This is a genomic window from Serratia ureilytica, assembly GCF_013375155.1.
In the GTDB taxonomy this organism is placed as follows: domain Bacteria; phylum Pseudomonadota; class Gammaproteobacteria; order Enterobacterales; family Enterobacteriaceae; genus Serratia; species Serratia ureilytica.
This window is the reverse complement of record NZ_JABXOF010000012.1, coordinates 18,610-37,615: the sequence shown is the minus strand read 5'-3', so window position 1 is coordinate 37,615 and position 19,006 is coordinate 18,610. Positions and strand designations below refer to the sequence as shown.

The window sequence follows — 19,006 nt, the reverse complement described above, 5'->3', positions numbered from 1 at the left end:
TGTTTTACCCACTTTTGAGCCGGGATCCGTCAGGGTCCCGGTTTTTTATTGTCCTGACGCCGCGCCATCATACGTTCTCCCCCCACCGCCGCAAATAAAAACGGAGCCGGCATGCCGGCTCCGTTGTCGTTGTAATGACCGCTGAACGTCAGAAACGCCAGGTGAAGCCGGCGTTGACGCTGTTGTCCTGATGGTGCTGCGACAGCAGCCCGCCGTAGCCCAGCGACAGCGAGGCGTTTTCGTTCACCGCCACTTCCGCCCCCGCCTTCAGCACCATGCCGTCACGCGACACCGGCACGCTGTCCACCACGAACGGCGCGTTGCCGCCGTTGAACCGCAGCCCGGTGCCACGCGCCAGCCCGCCGTACTGGTGTTGCCACCCCAGCTCGCTGCGCAGCGCCACCGTCGTGCCCGGGGTCACCTGCCACGCGGTGTCCGCACGCAGCCCCAGCGTCGACACCGTCGCGTCGGTATGCTGCTTGTCGCCGCGCAGCGCCGCCGCGCCGCCGCTTTCCGCGATGCCGTTGTTTTCGAAGTTCACGTACGCCAGGTTCACGAACGGCTCCAGGTTCAGCCACTCGCCCCGCACGCTGTAGCCCGCTTCCGCGAACAGCTGTTCGGTGCGCGCGCTGTACTTCGCCGTGTCACGGTCCGACTGCATCCCGTAGTTCACCGACCGTTTGGTGTCGATGCGGTGCCAGGTGTAGCCCGCCCCGCCACGCAGCGCCAGCGCCCCGAACTGCTTGTCGCCGTACGCCGCCAGGTGGTAGTTGTCGCTGTCCGCCTTCGACCCGTAGCCGCCGTGCAGCGAGATGCGGGTGTAGCCGGTCGCCACCCCCAGCCGCCAGTCGGCCGCCGCCGCCGAGTCCAGCCCCACCAGTACCCCGTAGGTCGAGGCCTGATAGCCGGTGGCGTTGGCGTCGCCCGACGCGTGGTCCCACGCCCCCAGCAGCTGCGCCCAGGCGCCGTCCTCGTCCGCCTTGATGGCCGACGAGCTCGCCAGCCCTTCCGCCTGACGCAGACGCCCGTTCAGCGCCTCACGCAGATAGCGGCTGTCGTTCACCAGCGCCGACGCGATATCCGCATGGATTTGCCCCGAAAGCTGACGGAACGCCTGCCGCGCCTCGCCCGCCGTGCCGCTGTTAAGAACGCTTTCGTACACCGGGTTGCCCGCCGCCAGCGCATCCGCCGCCGCCGCCACCGCCCGCTCGTTCGGCGTCTGCGCCACGCTGGCGAAGCTCGTGCCGTTGCGCCCGACGCTCAGCGTCACCCCGGCCGGCTGGTAGCTCAGCCCGGTGCCGAGGAACAGGTAGTTCGGCGCCACCGCGTCAAACTGCCCGCTCACCCCCTGCTGCGCGCTCAGGATGGTGTACTGCTGGCCCAGCAGGCTGCGCACCTCGCTTTGCGTCAGCAGGTTGGCGCTGTTCTCCAGCGTCACCGCCACCTCGCCGCCGCCGATCGTCGCCGATCCGCTGCTCTGGATCCGATCGCTCTGGCCGTTCGGCCCCACTTCCACCGCGTAGCGCGAACCCGGCTCGAAGCTGACGTTGCCCGCCACGTTCAAGGTGCCGATCGAGTTGCCCGGCGCCACGGTGCCGCCGCGGCGGGCGGTCAGCGAACCGACCGTGCCGCTGCCGCCGACGATGCCGCCGCTCTGCACGCTGACGTCCGAGGTGACCGAGCCGTTGATCGCCAGCCGCCCCTGATTGACCAGCGTCGGGCCGGAATAGGTGTTGTTACCGGTCAGCACCAGGGTGCCGATACCCTGCTTGGTCAGGCCGCCGTGGCCGGAGATGTTATTGGAGTAAACGTCCAACTCACAGCTGATATCGTCACACTTCCTGGCATGCAACGTACCGGCATCCACCTCGGCGCCCAGTCCCGGAATATTGACGACAAACTGGGTCGGGCCGTAGGCCACGCCCGTCGGATCCGGGATGCGGAACTCTGCGGGAATATCCTCGACGGTATAGAACATGCCCGGGCCGTTGATGGCCTTGCCCAGGTTGATCATCCCCCAGCCGTAGAGCGCGTCGATGCCCGGCGCGCCCATGTCGGTGGCGGTGGTTTTCAGCACGTCGGCAATCTGCGCCGAGTTCATGTACGGGAAACGCTGCAGCAACACCGCCACTGCGCCGGTGACGTGCGGGGTCGCCATCGAGGTGCCGTTTTTATTGCCGTAGTCCGACACCAGATTGGCCGGATCGGAACCGTTGGCCACGGTGCTGTAGATTTTGCTGCCCGGCGACGAGACGCAGAAGCTGGCGGTATAGCCGCAGCGGGACGAGAAGCTGCTGATGGTGTAAGGCACGCTGTTGGCCGATGCCGCATCCTGCGCCACGCTGGCGACCGACAGCCAGTTCGGCGCGATGTCCGGCACGAAGTAGGCCAGCCCGCTGATCACATCCGGTTGGTTGTAATTGCCGTCGTTACCGGCGGCGAACAGCACCAGAATATTTTTGCGCGCCGCGTCGATGGCGCCCTGATAGCCTGCGCCGGCCAGGCTACCGAGCAGCGGCTTGACCTGATCGAATTGCTCCTGCGCATCCTTCAGCTCAAAGTGCAGCGCGTTAGGATCGCGGCCGCCGTCGGACAGGAAATCGGGAATGCTGACGCCCCAGCTGTTGTTGATCACCCGCACGCCGCTCTTGATCATCGCCTGCCAGCCGGCATTGGTGACGGCGCCGTCCAGGCCGAGGAATTCGCCGTACGCCGGGCCGTCGTTGTCATTATCGACGCTGATCACCTGCGAATCGAAGGCCACGCCGTGCATGCCGACGCCGTCGCGATTCGCCGCGCTGATCCCCGCGACGTGCACCCCGTGATTGCTCAGCATGCCCTGCGAACCGCTGTAGAAGTGGAAGGTGCCGTCGAAGTAAAAGCGATCGCCGGCGTTAATTCCCGGCCGGTGCGGATCGGTATAGGCGCGGTAGCCTTCGGTGACGACGTTGATCAGTTTGCCGTCGCCGGCGAATTCGGGATGGCGGTTAACCGGAGTGTCGAAAATGCCCACCTTTTGCCCTTTGCCGGTGTAGCCGGCGGCGTAGGCCTCATCGGCGTGGATCGCCCCCAACCCCCAGTTGGCGTTGAATTCAGCGCTGCGCCAGCTGGCCGGATCGCCGGGTTGGCCATTCACCTCGTGCGGCGCCGCCTGCGCATACCCTGCCAGCGCCATGCAGCAGACCAGCGCATTCAGCCGCCACGGCGAGCGACGAACGTTTCCTTTGCTATCAAAACCCATTGTTGTTGTCATTTCCTTACCTTTTGCTTGTTATTGGCCGACGCCCCAGGTGCGCCGGGTTCTCATTAGCAGGATGTGAAAAAGGAACCACCCGCAGGCGGTTCCCGTACAAGGATTGAGTCGATGTTGCTTAGAAACGCCAGGTGAAGCCGGCGTTGACGCTGTTGTCCTGATGGTGCTGCGACAGCAGCCCGCCGTAGCCCAGCGACAGCGAGGCGTTTTCGTTCACCGCCACTTCCGCCCCCGCCTTCAGCACCATACCGTCACGCGATACCGGAACGCTGTCCACCACGAACGGCGCGTTGCCGCCGTTGAACCGCAGCCCGGTGCCACGCGCCAGCCCGCCGTACTGGTGTTGCCATCCCAGCTCGCTACGCAGCGCCACCGTCGTGCCCGGGGTCACCTGCCACGCGGTGTCCGCACGCAGCCCCAGCGTCGACACCGTCGCATCCGTGTGCTGCTTGTCGCCGCGCAGCGCCGCCGCGCCGCCGCTTTCCGCGATGCCGTTGTTTTCGAAGTTCACGTACGCCAGGTTGACGAACGGCTCCAGGTTCAGCCACTCGCCCTGCACGCTGTAGCCCGCTTCCGCGAACAGCTGTTCGGTGCGCGCGCTGTACTTCGCCGTGTCACGGTCCGACTGCATCCCGTAGTTCACCGACCGTTTGGTGTCGATGCGGTGCCAGGTGTAGCCCGCCCCGCCACGCAGCGCCAGCGCCCCGAACTGCTTGTCGCCGTACGCCGCCAGGTGGTAGTTGTCGCTGTCCGCCTTCGACCCGTAGCCGCCGTGCAGCGAGGTGCGGGTGTAGCCGGTCGCCACCCCCAGCCGCCAGTCGGCCGCCGCCGCCGAGTCCAGCCCCACCAGTACCCCGTAGGTCGAGGCCTGATAGCCGGTGGCGTTGGCGTCGCCCGACGCGTGGTCCCACGCCCCCAGCAGCTGCGCCCAGGCGCCGTCCTCGTCCGCCTTGATGGCCGACGAGCTCGCCAGCCCTTCCGCCTGACGCAGCCGCCCGTTCAGCGCCTCACGCAGGTAGCGGCTGTCGTTCACCAGCGCCGACGCGATATCCGCATGGATTTGCCCCGACAGCTGACGGAACGCCTGCCGCGCCTCGCCCGCCGTACCGCTGTTAAGAACGCTTTCGTACACCGGGTTGCCCGCCGCCAGCGCATCCGCCGCCGCCGCCACCGCCCGCTCGTTCGGCGTCTGCGCCACGCTGGCGAAGCTCGTGCCGTTGCGCCCGACGCTCAGCGTCACCCCGGCCGGCTGGTAGCTCAGCCCGGTGCCGAGGAACAGGTAGTTCGGCGCCACCGCGTCAAACTGCCCGCTCACCCCCTGCTGCGCGCTCAGGATGGTGTACTGCTGGCCCAGCAGGCTGCGCACCTCGCTTTGCGTCAGCAGGTTGGCGCTGTTCTCCAGCGTCACCGCCACCTCGCCGCCGCCGATCGTCGCCGATCCGCTGCTCTGGATCCGATCGCTCTGGCCGTTCGGCCCCACTTCCACCGCATAGCGCGAACCCGGTTCGAAGCTGACGTTGCCCGCCACGTTCAGGGTGCCGATCGAGTTGCCCGGCGCCACGGTGCCGCCGCGGCGGGCGGTCAGCGAACCGACCGTGCCGCTGCCGCCGACGATACCGCCGTTCTGCACGCTGACGGCCGAGGTGACCGAGCCGTTGATCGCCAGTCGGCCCTGATTGACCAGCGTCGGGCCGGCATAGGTGTTGTTACCGGTCAGCACCAGGGTGCCGATGCCCTGCTTGGTCAGGCCGCCGTGGCCGGAGATATCGTTGCTCCAGACGTCCAGCCCGCACAGCACATCGCTGCAGACGCGCTCGGTCGGTTTGCCCTTGTCCAGCACCGCGCCGACGCCCGGTAAATCCACCACGAACTGGGTCGGGCCGTAAGCCACCCCCGCCGGATCCGGGATGCGGAACTCCGCCGGAATATCCTCGACGGTATAAAACATGCCCGGACCGTTGATGGCTTTGCCCAGGTTGATCATCCCCCAGCCGTAGAGCGCGTCGATGCCCGGCGCGCCCATGTCGGTGGCGGTGGTTTTCAGCACTTCCGCCACCTGCGCGCCATTCAGATACGGGAAACGCTCCATCAGCACCGCAACGCTGCCGGCCACGTGCGGCGCCGCCATCGAGGTGCCGCTGTATTTGGCGTAGCCGGTCGTCAGATTCTCCACGCTGGTGCCTTCAATCACCGAGCTGTATACCCGTGTGCCCGGCGCCGAAACGCAGAAGCTGGCGGTGTAGCCGCAGCGGGAAGAGAAGGTGCTGATGCTGTAGTCGCCGGTATTGGTGGGATCCTGCAAGCTGGCGACCGACAGCCAGTTCGGTGCAATCTCCGGCACGAAATAGGCCAGGCCGGCCATGGCATCGGGGTTATTCAGATTGCCGTCGTTACCGGCGGCGAAGATGGTGACCACGCCGCTGCGCGCCGCGTCGATCGCGCCCTGATAGGCGCCGCCGGGCTTGGTGCCCAGGATCGTTTTGATCTGATCGAACTGCTTTTGCGCATCGTTTACTGTGAAATGCGGATAAGCCGGGTCATAACCCCCCTCATCAAACTTTTCGGTAATGCCGATGCCCCAGCTGTTGTTGATGATGCGCGCGCCGCTGGCCACCAGCGCATCCCAACCGGCCTGGTACACCGCGCCGTCGTTGCCGAGGATGATGCCGTCCTCCGGGCCGGGATCGCCGTTTTCGGCACTGATGATCTGCGCATTGAACGCCACGCCGTGCATGGCGCCGCCGTCGCGGCTGCCGGCGGCGATGCCGCCCACGTGGGTACCGTGCGAACCGAGCGTGCCATCGGAGTCCACGCTCGGCGTACCGTCATAGCGGAAAGTGTCGCCTTTTTTCACCGGAATATAGGGATCGGTGTATTCGCGGATGCCTTCGGTAACCAGATTGATCACCTTATTCTCACCGGCAAACTCCGGGTGCTTGGCGTAGACCGGCTGATCGAAAATGCCAAGTTTGATGCCTTTTCCGGTATAACCGGTGGCGTAGGCCTGGTCGGCGTGGATCGCCCCCAGCCCCCATTCCGCGTTGAACTCACTGCTGCGCCAGCTGGCCGGATCGCCCGCTTTGCCGTTCTCTATATAGCTGGAGGCCTGCGCGCCGCCGATCGCCGTCAGGCAGATCAGCATCGCGCTCCATTGTGCGCGATGAACTCCGATTTCAGGCCAGCCGAAGGCCGCCCGAGCGGATTTGACTCCTCTAAGTTTCTTCTCCATCCCAGATACCGTCCGTTGTTGTTTGCAAATGTTTTATAAGATTTTTTGTGTAACAGTTTGGTAACACCAAATAAATAAAGCACAACAATCTCAAGTGCGCTTAATGTGTCACTCGGCAGTTCGGTGGGCGGAGAGAACGTTTCAGGGATGAATCAGACGGGGGACGATAAGGAAAGAGAATGATCTCGCTCAGCGCTGAGGCGGTATTTATTCGCGGGGGATAATTAAATTAATACAATGATAAATAATGATATTTAATTAAAAGGCAACCAAGGAAAACGTCGCCTGAAAAGTGCTTAACAGGCGCTTTTTATCACTTTTAATTATAACTTTTGCCAATATTTACTCAGTGAATTATGCTGGTTTTTCACTCAGGCAGCGGCAAAAATTGGATTATCCTGCTGATGTTTTTTTGCTGTTCATCGCATCCTCTTCCGCCTGACGCAGGATGGCTTTGGCCATCCATTGCGTGACATCCTGGATACCCTCAAGCTCCAGCCCCCAGATATCTTTCAGCACCAGGAACACCTCAGAACCGTAAATCAGCGAGAAAGCATGAATCACTCTCTGTAAAGAATCTGGCGGCAGTTTACCCTGCAACGGCTCTACAGCCAGCGCCAGCAGCCGCTTGCGGTTGCCGCGCACGAACTTTTCGCCCGGCGTGGCGTGCGCCCACTGCTGCAAAGAGAGCTGCAATGCGGCGCGCAGCGCCCCTTCGTGTCGCTCCATCTGAGGATAGGCCAACGTCAGCAACTGCTGGATGCGCTTCAGGGCATCATCGTCCTGCGGGCGCCACGCCAGAATAGGCCCCAGACTTTCCGCCACCACCGCAGTAATTAATGCGCTTTGGGTCGGGAAATAGCGGTAGGCGGTCGCGCGCGATACCTGCGCATGCGCCGCCAGATCGGTGATCGATGGAAACGCGCCCTCGCCATACAGCGTCATTGCGCTGGCCAGCAACAAACGATGTGTTTTCGCCCGGGCGGAGGTCAGAGAAAGGTCGGACGGGGTGGGAAAAGCATTTATCGGCACTTAAACCTCATACATCTGTACACGCTTGCGCGACAGGCGAGACGCCACTGCCGACAGGTTGACGACAAAGGGTTGGCCGCGCAAAAAGCTCAAAAATGAGACAGGAGTCCCATTTTGCACTGAGCTGCCCTTGCAAAAATGATACTGCCGTCTCATTATATAAATACATTAATCAATTTAATTTAAATGCCAACACCAGGGCACCCAAAAAAACATAATACATTAATTTTTAAATAAAAATTAGAAACACCTCGGAAAAATCCATGAAAGATACTTCAAATTTTGTCTATATTGCTACCACAGCAGATACCAAAGGACAAGAGTTGGAGTATGTGCGGCGGCTGATTGCCAGCCTGAATTTACCCACGCGAACCGTCGATCTCTCCACCCGAAGCTTGCCGTTTGACTCCCCGGCCGATATCGGCCCAGAAGAGGTCGCTCGCCACCATCCGGCGGGCGCAGGCGCGGTCTTTCTAGCCAGCCGCGGCCAGGCAATCGCCGCCATGGCGACCGCTTTCGAACGTTTTATCCTGACGCGCCGCGATATCGCCGGCCTGCTTGGCCTGGGCGGCTCCGGCGGCACCGCCATCATCACGCCGGCAATGCAGCAGTTGCCGATTGGCCTGCCGAAATTGATGGTCTCGAGCATGGCGGCGGGAGACGTTTCCGCCTATGTCGGCGCCAGTGATATCAGCATGTTGTATTCGGTCACCGATCTCGCTGGCCTGAACCGTATCTCGCGCCGGGTGCTGGGCAATGCGGCGCGCCAGATAGCCGGTGCAGTCCGCTTCGCCGCCGTCGATCATCACGACGACAAGCCCGCAATCGGCCTGACGATGTTTGGCGTCACCACCCCCTGCATTCAGGCGCTGGTTGCCGACCTTGAACCGCAATGGGACTGCCTGACGTTTCACGCGACCGGCAGCGGTGGCAGAGCGCTGGAAAAACTGATCGATAGCCGGCAACTGCACGGCGCCATCGATTTGACCACCACCGAAGTGACCGATTACCTGTTTGGCGGTGTGCTGCCCTGCAATGCAGATCGTTTCGGTGCTATCGCGCGTACCGGCATCCCGTGCGTACTCTCCTGCGGCGCGATCGACATGATCAACTTCGGCGCGCTGAATACGGTGCCGGCTCGCTACGCGAACCGCCTGCGCCATCATCACAATCCGCAAGTGACGCTGGTGCGCACCAGCCCACGGGAAAATGCGCTAATCGGTCATTGGATTGGCGAGAAAATCAACGCCTGCGCGGGCGAAGTGCGCTTCGTGATACCGGCGGGCGGCGTGTCGGCTCTGGATGCCCCTGGGCAACCGTTCTGGGATCCCGCAGCGCTGGCCGCCTTTACGCAAACGCTGGAGGAGACGGTGCACGCCACCCATAAGCGCCGGTTAATAAAAACGCCTTACCATATTAACGATCCGCGCTTTGCGCAGGCCGTTGCCGAACAGTTCCGACATATTGCCGCTGGGGAATGATAATCACTCGCTGCCGGGCCTGCCGGAGATAACGCCGAAAAAAAAGGCCAGACAAATAGTCTGGCCCTTTTTTATTTACCGCGAGCGTATATTACTGACCGGAGGACATCTGCTCCTTCATTTTATTCATATGGTCCATCATCTTTTGCTCACGTTTCTGATAATTCTCATTGTATTGTTTTTTCTGCTCAGGGGTCAGCAGGTTATACATTTTATTTTCCGCCTTGGCGCGTTCCAGCATGCGTTCGGATTGCGCTTTGCCGATCGCGTCAATTTGCGCCTTCGCCTTCGCTTCATCGAAGCTGTCGGAAGCCACCAGATTATGCAGCGCCTGGCGTTCCTCTTTCATGCCCGGACCGCGTTTCGAGTGCGACTCTTTCATGATATCGCGCATTTGCTGGCGCTGCTGCTCGGTCAGGTTCAGCCCGGCGAACGGGCCGCCTTTACCTTCACCCTTGTGATGCATCATTTTCATCGGCGCGGCATCCGCAGCCGGGGCCGCCGTCGTATCAGCGGCGAACGCCGCAGAAGCAGAACCCAGAGCCAGCGTGGAAGCAATAAATAAAGCCGTCAATTTACGCATAATCATTTCCTTAAAAATTTTTCTTCATCAGGAGCGCTGTACGTTAACAGGCTCATTCGTTCGTCGAAGATAATAATAGGCTGATAAAATTCAAGTAATGCGAGGGTGTGTAAACTTTTTAAAACCCGTCACGGGTTTATTCACCAATTATGAGAAAACTATGAAGAAGGCGTTTATTTGATGGAAATTTTAATTTCCCGGCAAAAATCTCCCCGACAGGGTTATTTTTCAGCCGCCCTCTCACCGCTATAATTTACTCGCCCACAAGGCAACCTTGCATCAACCGTTTTTCGTTAGCGGGGAAGCCGGTACAAACTTCGCACGACCCGATGTTCTCCTCCTACACTTTAAGGCAACCGGTCGCCGGGTGGCGCGTACACCGCAAAACTAATCATTGCTTATAGAATAGTTTCCATTACCCGCCCCGCCTGTGAAAACCTGTTATATGATGCACAGACGCGCACGGCGACCACTTTCGGGCCCACAGGCCGCCAGCGGTTCTTCGTGCTGACCGGCCGCCCGTGCTCTTTTGAGGAATCATCATGTCCGCAGACCAAGGCCCTGAGCTTCTTAACGCCCACTTCGGCACCCAGAGCCCCCACTGGCGGCTGGCGTTTGACAGCAATGCCCTGGAGCTGTCCGCCGTTAAGGGCAAAGCCCACGTCGCGGTGGCGCTGAGCGCCATGGACGCGGCGAAAATTCGCCGTTTGACCGGCGTGACCGCCAGCCTTGAACTCACCATCACGCTGGCCGGCGAACCGCTGCATCTGCATCTGGTCGGGCGCCGCGTCAATAACCTCGAATGGGCGGGCACCGCGTCCGCGTTCAGCGATACCCAATCCGTGGCGCGCGATCTGGTGCATGGGCTCTCCTTCGCCGAGCAGGTGGTGTCCGAAGCCAACTCGGTGATCGTGATCGTCGACCAGCACGGCCGCATCCAGCGCTTCAATCGGCTGAGCGAGGAGTACACCGGGCTGCACGAACACGAGGTGATCGGCAAGAACGTTTTCCAGCTGTTTATGAGCCCGGAAGAAGCCGCCGCCTCGCGGCGCAACATCGCCGGCTTCTTCCGCAACGGCTCTTCGTATGAGGTGGAACGCTGGGTAAAGACGGTCAAGGGCGAGCGGCTGTTCCTGTTTCGCAATAAGTTCGTGCACAGCGGCAGCGGTAAGAACGAGGTGTTTCTGATCTGCTCAGGAACCGACATCACCGAAGAGCGTCGCGCGCAGGAACGGCTGCGGGTGCTGGCCAACACCGATATCATCACCGGCCTGCCGAACCGTAACGCCATCCAGGACAAGATCAACCACGCCATCGCCACGCGCGGCGAAGAGAGTTTCGGCCTGGTGTACCTCGATCTCGACAACTTCAAAAAGGTCAACGACGCCTACGGCCATATGTTCGGCGATCGGCTGCTGGTTGAGGTCTCGCTGGCGATCCTCGGCTGCCTGAGCCCGGATCAGGTGCTCGCCCGCCTCGGCGGCGACGAATTTTTGGTGCTGGCGCCTCAGACCGATCGCGAACGTTTGCAAACGCTGGCGCAGCGCATCATCGATCGGCTGAAGACCCCTTTCCGCATCGGCCTGATCGAAGTGTATACCGGCTGTTCGATCGGCATCGCGCTGTGCCCGGAGCACGGCAACGATCTCGACAGCCTGATCCGCAGCGCCGATACCGCCATGTACGTCGCCAAGGAGCACGGCAAGCGCACCTATACCGTCTTCTCGCCGGAGATGAACAAGCGCGTCGCCGAATACATGTGGCTGGACACCAACCTGCGTAAAGGGCTGGAGCAAAATCAGCTGGTATTGTATTACCAGCCTAAAATCGACGCGCGCAGCGGTGAAGTGCACAGCGTGGAAGCGCTGGTGCGCTGGGATTCGCCGGAGCGCGGCCTGATCCCGCCGCTGCAGTTCATCTCCTATGCCGAGGAGTCCGGCCTGATCGGCCCGCTGGGCCAATGGGTGTTGCAGACCGCCGCCTGCCAGGCGGCGCAGTGGCGAGAGCGGGGATTGAATCTGCGGGTGGCGGTCAACCTCTCCGCCCGGCAGCTGGCAGACGACGGCATCGTCAACGATCTGCTCGGGGTGCTGCGCCGTCACCGCATGGCCCCTTGTCTGCTGGACTTCGAGTTGACTGAAAGCAGCCTGATTGAAGACGAAAACCGCGCGCGCGTGCTGATCACCCGGCTACGCGAGCTGGGCGCGCAGGTGCATCTCGACGACTTCGGCACCGGCTATTCGTCGCTGGCGCAGCTGGCGCGTATTCCGCTGGACGCCATCAAGCTGGATAAAAGCTTCGTGCGCGGGGTGAATTTCAACCCGGTTTCGCAATCGCTGGTGCGCGCGATCGTCGCGGCGGCGGAGGCGCTGGCCTTCCGCGTGATCGCCGAAGGGGTGGAGACCGAGAGCGAAAATCAGTTCCTCGACGAGGTCGGCGTGGACGAAAAGCAGGGCTTTCTGTTTGCGCGGCCAATGCTCCCGGAACAGCTGGAGCATTGGCTGCAGTCCTATCGCCCGCGCTCACCTTCCGCGTGAGGCGGGCGCGTTAACGTTAGCCGGCACGACGCAGGTTCAGGGTGTGGCGATCCTGCAACATCACCAGCCGCTCGATGTAGGCGCGATCTTTTTCCTCAATGGTGAAGGCCGAGTGCACCCAATCCTCGGTAATGTCCATCAGCTCGGAACGCGTCAGCTGCAGCACGCGCTGACGCGCCCGCAACATGGCGCGCATGCCGTTGAGCTTCGGCCGGATGGTATCGATGAAAGTGCGCGTCGCCATGTAGGCGTCGCCGGGCTGGAACAGCTGATCCACCAGCCCACGGCTCTCGAACCACTCTGCGGTGTGCGACTCGCCGCCCCAAATCAGTTCTTCGGCCAAGCGCATGCCCGCCTTGCGCGCCACCAGCGAGTAACCGCCCATGCCGGGAAACAGGTTGAACGCAATCTCCGGGAACCCCATGCGCGCATTGTTCTGCGCCAACACGAAATGGTGCGCCAGCGCCGCTTCAAAGCCGCCGCCCAGCGCGCTGCCTTCGACCATCGCAATGCTGACCGCGCCGGTATCGAAACCGCGCGCCGCCGCATGCACGCAGTCGATGCAGGCACGCGCGTAGGCCATCATCGCCTCGCGTTTGCGGTTCTTGATGGCTTCGGCGAAGAACTGCAGATCGCCGCCGACGTTAAACATGTTCGGCACCAGCGAGCCGGTGACCCAGAAATCGAACCGCAGCGAAGACTCTTTCGCCGCCTGCGCCAGCGTCATGATGTCTTCGATCAGCGCCTGATTAAAGCAAGGACGCGGCGCAGCTCGCAGCAGCATCCACATGATATGCCTCTCCTCTTCATAGTAGGCGGAAAGCTGCGACAGATTGCCCGCTTCGGTAAACGGACGGCAGGTGGGGTGATTGAGCAATTTCATAAGACCTTCCAGTTTTTCTGTTGATGACGGGTGAGACCGTTCCAGCCCCTACGGCTGCAGCGGAGCGGCGCTCGGCAACGCGTGGCGCCACATCATGAGTAAACGCTTTCTCGCCGACGAAACAGATAAAAATTGGAGGTAGGGAAGTGAAAAAAACCGAGGCGCGGCGGGGTTTTCATAGGAATTTTACCTATCGACCGCCTCCTGGCATTTCATGCCGGGCGCTAACGCGTTAAGCTCGGAAAATGACCGTTTGCCGCCCCGGCGCTCAAAACGCCGCGGGGCTTTGGCTATAATCAACGCGGATACATGCCGTTTAACGTTAAGGAAATCGTGAAGTAATGCCTACAGGACCAGACCAGGAACGCCGCCAGCCCGCACAAGACACGCCGCCGAAGCCGCTTATCGCCATCAAGACCGGCCATGAAACGCTCGACCGCCGCATCAGCGGTTTTTCACGTCTGATTGAACGCATCAAAGCCTGGCCGAGCGTTGCGCACCTGCTGCGCGCCGCCGAACGCTTTAACGATCGGCTGGGCAGCCAGTTCGGCGCCGCCATCACCTATTTTTCATTCCTCTCGCTGATCCCGATCCTGATGGTGTCGTTCGCCGCCGCTGGTTTCGTGCTGGCTTCCAACCCGGATCTGCTGGCCCGTTTGATCAACCGGATCGTCGGCAGCATCAGCGATCCGACGCTGGCCAGCACGCTGAAGAACACCGTCAACACCGCCATTCAGCAGCGCACCACCGTGGGATTGACCGGCCTGGCGCTGGCGCTCTATTCCGGCATCAGTTGGATGGGCAACCTGCGCGAAGCGATCCGCGCGCAATCGCGTGACGTCTGGGAACGCAATCCGCAGGATCAGGAGAAAATCTATTTCAAGTACACCCGCGACTTCATCTCGCTGACCGGCCTGGTGGTCGCGCTGATTATCACGCTGTCGCTGACCTCGGTCGCCGGCTCGGCGCAGGCGGCGATCGTCAACGCGCTGGGGCTGGACGGCATCGAATGGCTGCGGCCGGCGTTGACGACGATCGCGCTGTCGATCTCGATTTTCGCCAACTATCTGCTGTTCCTGTGGATTTTCTGGATGCTGCCGCGCCACAAACCGAAGAAAAAAGCGCTGCTGCGCGGCACCTTGCTTGCGGCTATCGGCTTTGAGGTGATCAAGTTCGTGATGACGATGACGCTGCCGCAGGTGGCGAAATCGCCTTCCGGCGCGGCCTTCGGCTCAGTGATCGGGCTGATGGCGTTCTTCTACTTCTTCGCCCGCCTGACGCTGTTTTGCGCCGCCTGGATCGCAACGGCCGACTACAAAGGCGACAAAGCCTTGCCGGAACGCGAGCCGCCGGCGCGCTGAAGCCATGCAATCGTGCCGGTGTTATCGCACGCGCCGGCACTTTCCTCTGGTTAATAAGCAGAAAACCAGTCAATCCCTCTAAGTCATGCGGCATGGCATTCGAAAAACCAGCATAACAAACTACCCAGTCACTTTTCTTTCCCGTTTTTACAGCCATTCACACTGTATGAACCCCATTTCTCAACGTTTAACGCTACAGAAAAGAAGCCAGGTAAAACATTAGTCTTTTTAACCGGTTAGCGGCGGCGCTGCCCAGAGTTCCAGCGTTGAAAAGGCGGAATGCTGTCACTAAGATGGATTTTTACCCCCTCCAACAATAAGAAATAGATATGCAAGCCACCATCGCACCCCCACTCGACGCCGACGACGCGTCTACACCGGTGAATTCCCGCGGGAAAGTCATCGTCGCCTCGCTGGTCGGCACCGCCATCGAGTTCTTCGACTTTTACATCTACGCCACCGCCGCGGTGATCGTGTTCCCGCACATCTTCTTCCCGCAGGGCGACCCGACCACCGCGACGCTGCAGTCGCTGGCCACCTTCGCCGTCGCCTTTGTCGCGCGCCCTATCGGCTCTGCGCTGTTCGGCCACTTCGGCGATCGCGTGGGGCGCAAGGTGACGCTGGTCGCCTCGCTGCTGACCATGGGGATTTCCACCGTGCTGATCGGCCTGCTGCCGAGCTATGAAACCATCGGCATCTTCGCCCCTATCCTGCTGGCGCTGGCGCGCTTTGGCCAGGGGCTGGGGCTGGGCGGCGAATGGGGCGGCGCCGCCTTGCTGGCGACGGAGAACGCGCCGGCCAAAAAACGTGCGCTGTACGGCTCCTTCCCCCAGTTGGGCGCCCCGATCGGCTTCTTCTTCGCCAACGGCACCTTCCTGCTGCTCTCGTGGCTGCTGAGCGACCAGCAATTTATGGAATGGGGCTGGCGCGTGCCGTTCATCCTCTCCGCCGCATTGGTGCTGATTGGCCTGTACGTCCGGGTGTCATTGCATGAAACGCCGGTGTTCGCCAAAGCGGCCAAGGCCGGCAAACAGGTGAAAGTGCCGCTCGGCACGCTGCTGAGCAAGCATCTGAAAGCCACCATCCTCGGCACCTTCATCATGCTGGCGACCTACACGCTGTTTTATCTGATGACGGTCTATTCGATGACCTACGGCACTGCGCCGCAGCCGCTGGGGCTCGGTTACTCCCGCAACAGCTTCCTGTGGATGCTGATGGTGGCGGTGATCGGTTTCGGCGTGATGGTGCCCATCGCCGGCCTGCTGGCGGACGCGTTCGGCCGTCGCAAGACCATGATCGCCATTACCCTGCTGATGATCGGCTTCGCGTTCCTGTTCCCGACCCTGCTGGGTTCCGGCAACCAGGCGCTGGTGATGGGCTTCCTGCTGTGCGGCCTGAGCATCATGGGGCTGACCTTTGGCCCGATGGGCGCGCTGCTGCCGGAGCTGTTCCCCACCGAAGTGCGCTATACCGGCGCATCGTTCTCCTACAACGTCGCGTCGATTCTCGGCGCGTCCGTGGCGCCTTACATCGCCACCTGGCTGGCGGCCCACTACGGGCTGTTTTACGTCGGCATGTACCTGGCGGCGATGGCCGGGCTGACGCTGCTGGCCCTCCTGCTGATGAAAGAAACCCGCCACCAGTCGCTGTGATCCTCTGCGGCCCCCTCACTGCGGGGGGCCGCACGCGTTGTTCGTTTCCTGTCATAAAACCGGGCTATGCTGGACGTTTCTCTCGGTAACAGGATCGGCCGATGTCTCTGCGTCGTGGGGTATTTGTCTGCGTGGCGCTGCTGGCGGCTCTCGCCATCGCGCTCTATTACGGGTTGAAACCCGACCATCCCGATGCGCTGTGGCGCATCGTCAGCCAGCAATGTCTGCCCAATCAGCAAGCGCATGACAACCCGGCGCCCTGCGCGCAGGTGGATGTGCAGGCCGGTTTCGTGGTGTTTAAAGATCGCAACGGGCCGCTGCAATACCTGCTGATGCCCAGCGCCAAAATCACCGGTATCGAAAGCCCGGCAGTGCTGGACGCCGCCACGCCGAATTTCTTCGCCCAGGCCTGGCGCGCGCGCCACGTGATGGCGGAACGCTATGGCAAACCGATCGACGACGGCGATATTTCATTGGCGATCAATTCGGAATATGGCCGCACGCAAAACCAGCTGCACATTCATATCTCCTGCCTGCTGCCGGCAGTAAAACAGCGGCTGGCGCAGATCGGCCCCCATTTCATCGAGCAATGGCAACCGCTGCCCGGCGGCCTGTTGGGGCATGACTATCTGGGGCGGCGGGTAACCCCTGCCGAGCTGGAGCAACAGGGCGCCTTCCGCCTGCTGGCCTCCGGCCTGCCGCGCGCCGACGGGCGCATGGGCAGCTTCGGCCTGGCGATGACCGCGCTGCCGGACGGGGATTTCCTGCTGCTGGCAACCGAGCGCAGCCTGCTGCCGTTCACCCTGGCCTCGGCGGAAGAGATCCAGGATCACGACTGCCGGCTGCTCACGCCGCCGCCGCGCGCCTGATTATTTTTTGCCTTTCATCTCCCGCAGGATCTGCCCGCACTGGTTCTCCTCGCCGCCTTCACTGGGCGAGACCAGCGCCAGCAGCGCCGCCGCCGGCGTCAGCACCGCCCCCAACGCCACCGCCGCCGCGCCGCGCGCGATCAGCGGCCCGGCTTTGACCCCGGCGTCCGGATGCTTGAAGGTGCCTTTCACGTACAGCGGCGATCGCAGGGTCAGCACGCGCATGCCCTTGCTTTCCGGATCGATGGATAAATCCAGCCGTTCGGTGGCGAGGTTGGTGTTGCCGGTGATGTTGATCACCGCGTTTTCGGTGTCGAACACGAACAGTCGCGGCGCGGCGACGCCGCTGCGGATGCCGACGTCCGCCGCCGCGCAGTTGATGCCCACCACGTCGTCACCAAACAGCTGTGCCACCAGATAGTTACCGACGTTCAGACCGAGGATCTCCATCAGGCTACGGCTGATCACCCCGTTATTGATCAGCAGGCGCAGATCGCCGTTGCTGGTCGCCAGCAGCTCGGCCACCGAATTGCCGCTGCCCGTCAGCCTGGCGTCGCCGTTCATCTGCCCGAGGCTGCGCTTCATCGCCTCCACATTCGGCAACAGCTGTTTAAGCTGAAGTTTGCGTGCATGCATATCCACCTGCCCGCGCATCGGCTTTTTGCCGCCGTCGAGGCGTACGACGGCGTTCAGGCTGCCGCCCGCCATGCCGAAGCGCAGCGGATCCAGGCGCAGTTCGCCATTGTTCAGCTTCAGGTGCGTGGCCAGATCGCTCAGCGGCAAATCGCTGCCGCGTTCAATGCGCGCGGCGGCAAACTTCACGTCCGCATCCATCTTGCTCCAGCTTTGCGTATCGAACTGTTCGACCGGCAGCACCTTATCCGCCGGCTGACGGCTTTTCTCGCCGCGCCCGGCTTTGGCGGCGTTGGAGTCGGCGCCGATCAGCGGCGCCAGATCCGCCAACCTCAGCTGCCGGGAGTTCACCGCGCCGCTCAGCGTGGGCCGTGGTTTACCGGCAACGTACTTCAAGCTGCCGTGAATGTCGCTATCGCCGATTTTTCCGTCGAATTTCTGGTACTCAAACACCGCGCCGCCCGGCTGATGCAGACGGGCGGTCAGATGGCCATCGGTCGCATACGGCGGGGTATTCGGCAACAACACGCCGGTCAGGCCATAGAGGTTGCTCAGGCTTTCACCGGAAAATTTCAGCTGTACATCCAGGCCGCCGAGGTTCAGCGGATCGGACAAGGTGCCCGCGACCACCACCCGGGTGCTGCCGGAGCGCACATCGGCCTGCAGCGGGAACGGCAAATCGGCGCTCTGCAGCGACAGCATGCCGCCAATCTTGCCGCTGCCGCTCAACGGTTCGCCGTTATATTTGCCCTTCACCTGCCAGCCGAAAACGTAATCGGGGGTCGCGGTCTTGTCGCCGCCCTGTTTGCCGGTCACTTCACTGAACGGCAACGGCTTGCCGAGCGGATCGATGACGGCGCGGAAATCCGCCTTCAGCGTGGCGTCTTTAAAGGCGATCTGCCCCTTGTCGAATACGATGTCGTGAACGGTGAACGACCAGTCGGAAGGCGGCTGCTTGGGATCCTGGCCGGCAGCCAGGTCAAACGTCCAGTTGTTGTCGCCGTTGGCCAGACGTTGCAACGAAGCATTCGGCTGCTTCAGCCAGATGCGCGGGATCAGCAGTTCTTTACCCAGCAGCGCCAGCGGCGCAATGCTGGCGTCGACGCGCTGCAGCGTCACCATGCTGTCGCCGGGCATGTTTTTCGGGTTACCCAGCCACACGTCTTCGGCGTGAATATGCGGCCAGGGCACCCAGGCGCGCCAGCCGCCCTCATCCGGATTGCGCGACCAGTCGACGCCCAGATCGCCGCGAATGGCGAACGGTCGCCGCAGTTCGGCCGACACTTTGTCGTTGATGGTGGGCTTGAGTCGATTCCAGTCGAAGGTAGCAATGAAGATCGCCAGCGCGACGATCAGCAGCAGCACAATGCCGCCCAGCCAGCTGAAAACCTTTCCTGTTCTTGTCATAGCGGCTCCCTCAGCGCATAAATCGGGCTGCCGAATGAAAGGAAAAGGAGTTAGCAGCCCCGTTTAAGCCTAGCTGAGGATAGGCC

The 19,006-nt window shown here is 61.9% G+C and carries 11 protein-coding genes; 5 read left to right on the top strand and 6 right to left on the bottom strand.

From position 1 onward, the window contains the following. Positions 1–148: 148 nt before the first annotated feature. The 3 genes from HWW83_RS20840 to HWW83_RS20830 form a co-directional block, all read right to left on the bottom strand. Positions 149–3,253 carry an autotransporter outer membrane beta-barrel domain-containing protein gene (locus tag HWW83_RS20840; RefSeq protein ID WP_439794917.1) on the bottom strand — a complete coding sequence of 1,035 codons (3,105 nt, stop codon included), beginning with the start codon at positions 3,251–3,253 and terminating at the stop codon, positions 149–151. A gap of 118 nt (positions 3,254–3,371) precedes the next feature. After that, positions 3,372–6,395, bottom strand: a complete 3,024-nt coding sequence (locus HWW83_RS20835; protein ID WP_218035860.1) for an autotransporter serine protease — start codon at positions 6,393–6,395, stop codon at positions 3,372–3,374. 480 nt (positions 6,396–6,875) lie between these two features. Then, positions 6,876–7,514 (bottom strand): TetR/AcrR family transcriptional regulator, encoded by a 639-nt coding sequence (locus HWW83_RS20830; protein WP_033645365.1) that lies wholly within the window; start codon positions 7,512–7,514, stop codon positions 6,876–6,878. 263 nt (positions 7,515–7,777) lie between these two features. Here HWW83_RS20830 and HWW83_RS20825 point away from each other — a divergent pair, with 263 nt between their 5' ends. Further along, on the top strand, positions 7,778–8,995 hold the full coding sequence (locus tag HWW83_RS20825; protein WP_042785546.1) for a Tm-1-like ATP-binding domain-containing protein: 1,218 nt from the start codon (positions 7,778–7,780) through the stop codon (positions 8,993–8,995). A 91-nt stretch (positions 8,996–9,086) separates the two neighbouring features. On the opposite strand, the gene spy is transcribed toward HWW83_RS20825, so the two are convergent. Beyond that, positions 9,087–9,578, bottom strand: coding sequence for an ATP-independent periplasmic protein-refolding chaperone Spy (spy, locus tag HWW83_RS20820; RefSeq protein WP_033645367.1), 492 nt, complete (start codon positions 9,576–9,578; stop codon positions 9,087–9,089). A gap of 542 nt (positions 9,579–10,120) precedes the next feature. On the opposite strand from spy, the gene pdeR reads away from it, so the two are divergent. After that, positions 10,121–12,115, top strand: coding sequence for a cyclic di-GMP phosphodiesterase (gene pdeR / locus HWW83_RS20815; protein ID WP_033645368.1), 1,995 nt, complete (start codon positions 10,121–10,123; stop codon positions 12,113–12,115). Positions 12,116–12,131: 16 nt separating this feature from the next. On the opposite strand, the gene HWW83_RS20810 is transcribed toward pdeR, so the two are convergent. Continuing rightward, positions 12,132–12,998, bottom strand: coding sequence for a crotonase/enoyl-CoA hydratase family protein (locus HWW83_RS20810; protein ID WP_033652699.1), 867 nt, complete (start codon positions 12,996–12,998; stop codon positions 12,132–12,134). Positions 12,999–13,339: 341 nt separating this feature from the next. On the opposite strand from HWW83_RS20810, the gene yhjD reads away from it, so the two are divergent. The 3 genes from yhjD to HWW83_RS20795 all read left to right on the top strand — a co-directional run bounded on the left by yhjD (position 13,340) and on the right by HWW83_RS20795 (position 16,880). Then, positions 13,340–14,359, top strand: coding sequence for an inner membrane protein YhjD (gene yhjD / locus HWW83_RS20805; protein WP_021505224.1), 1,020 nt, complete (start codon positions 13,340–13,342; stop codon positions 14,357–14,359). Positions 14,360–14,688: 329 nt separating this feature from the next. Next, a complete protein-coding gene (locus HWW83_RS20800; RefSeq protein WP_016930463.1) occupies positions 14,689–16,011 on the top strand; it encodes an MFS transporter in 1,323 nt (440 codons plus the stop codon). 101 nt (positions 16,012–16,112) lie between these two features. Continuing rightward, complete coding sequence (locus HWW83_RS20795; RefSeq protein WP_033652698.1) at positions 16,113–16,880, top strand: CDP-diacylglycerol diphosphatase; 768 nt, start codon at positions 16,113–16,115, stop codon at positions 16,878–16,880. Here the strand turns inward: HWW83_RS20795 and HWW83_RS20790 are convergent, their stop codons facing one another. Next, positions 16,881–18,920: an AsmA family protein gene (locus HWW83_RS20790; protein ID WP_033645371.1), complete on the bottom strand. Its 2,040-nt coding sequence runs from the start codon at positions 18,918–18,920 to the stop codon at positions 16,881–16,883. Positions 18,921–19,006 lie beyond the last annotated feature (86 nt).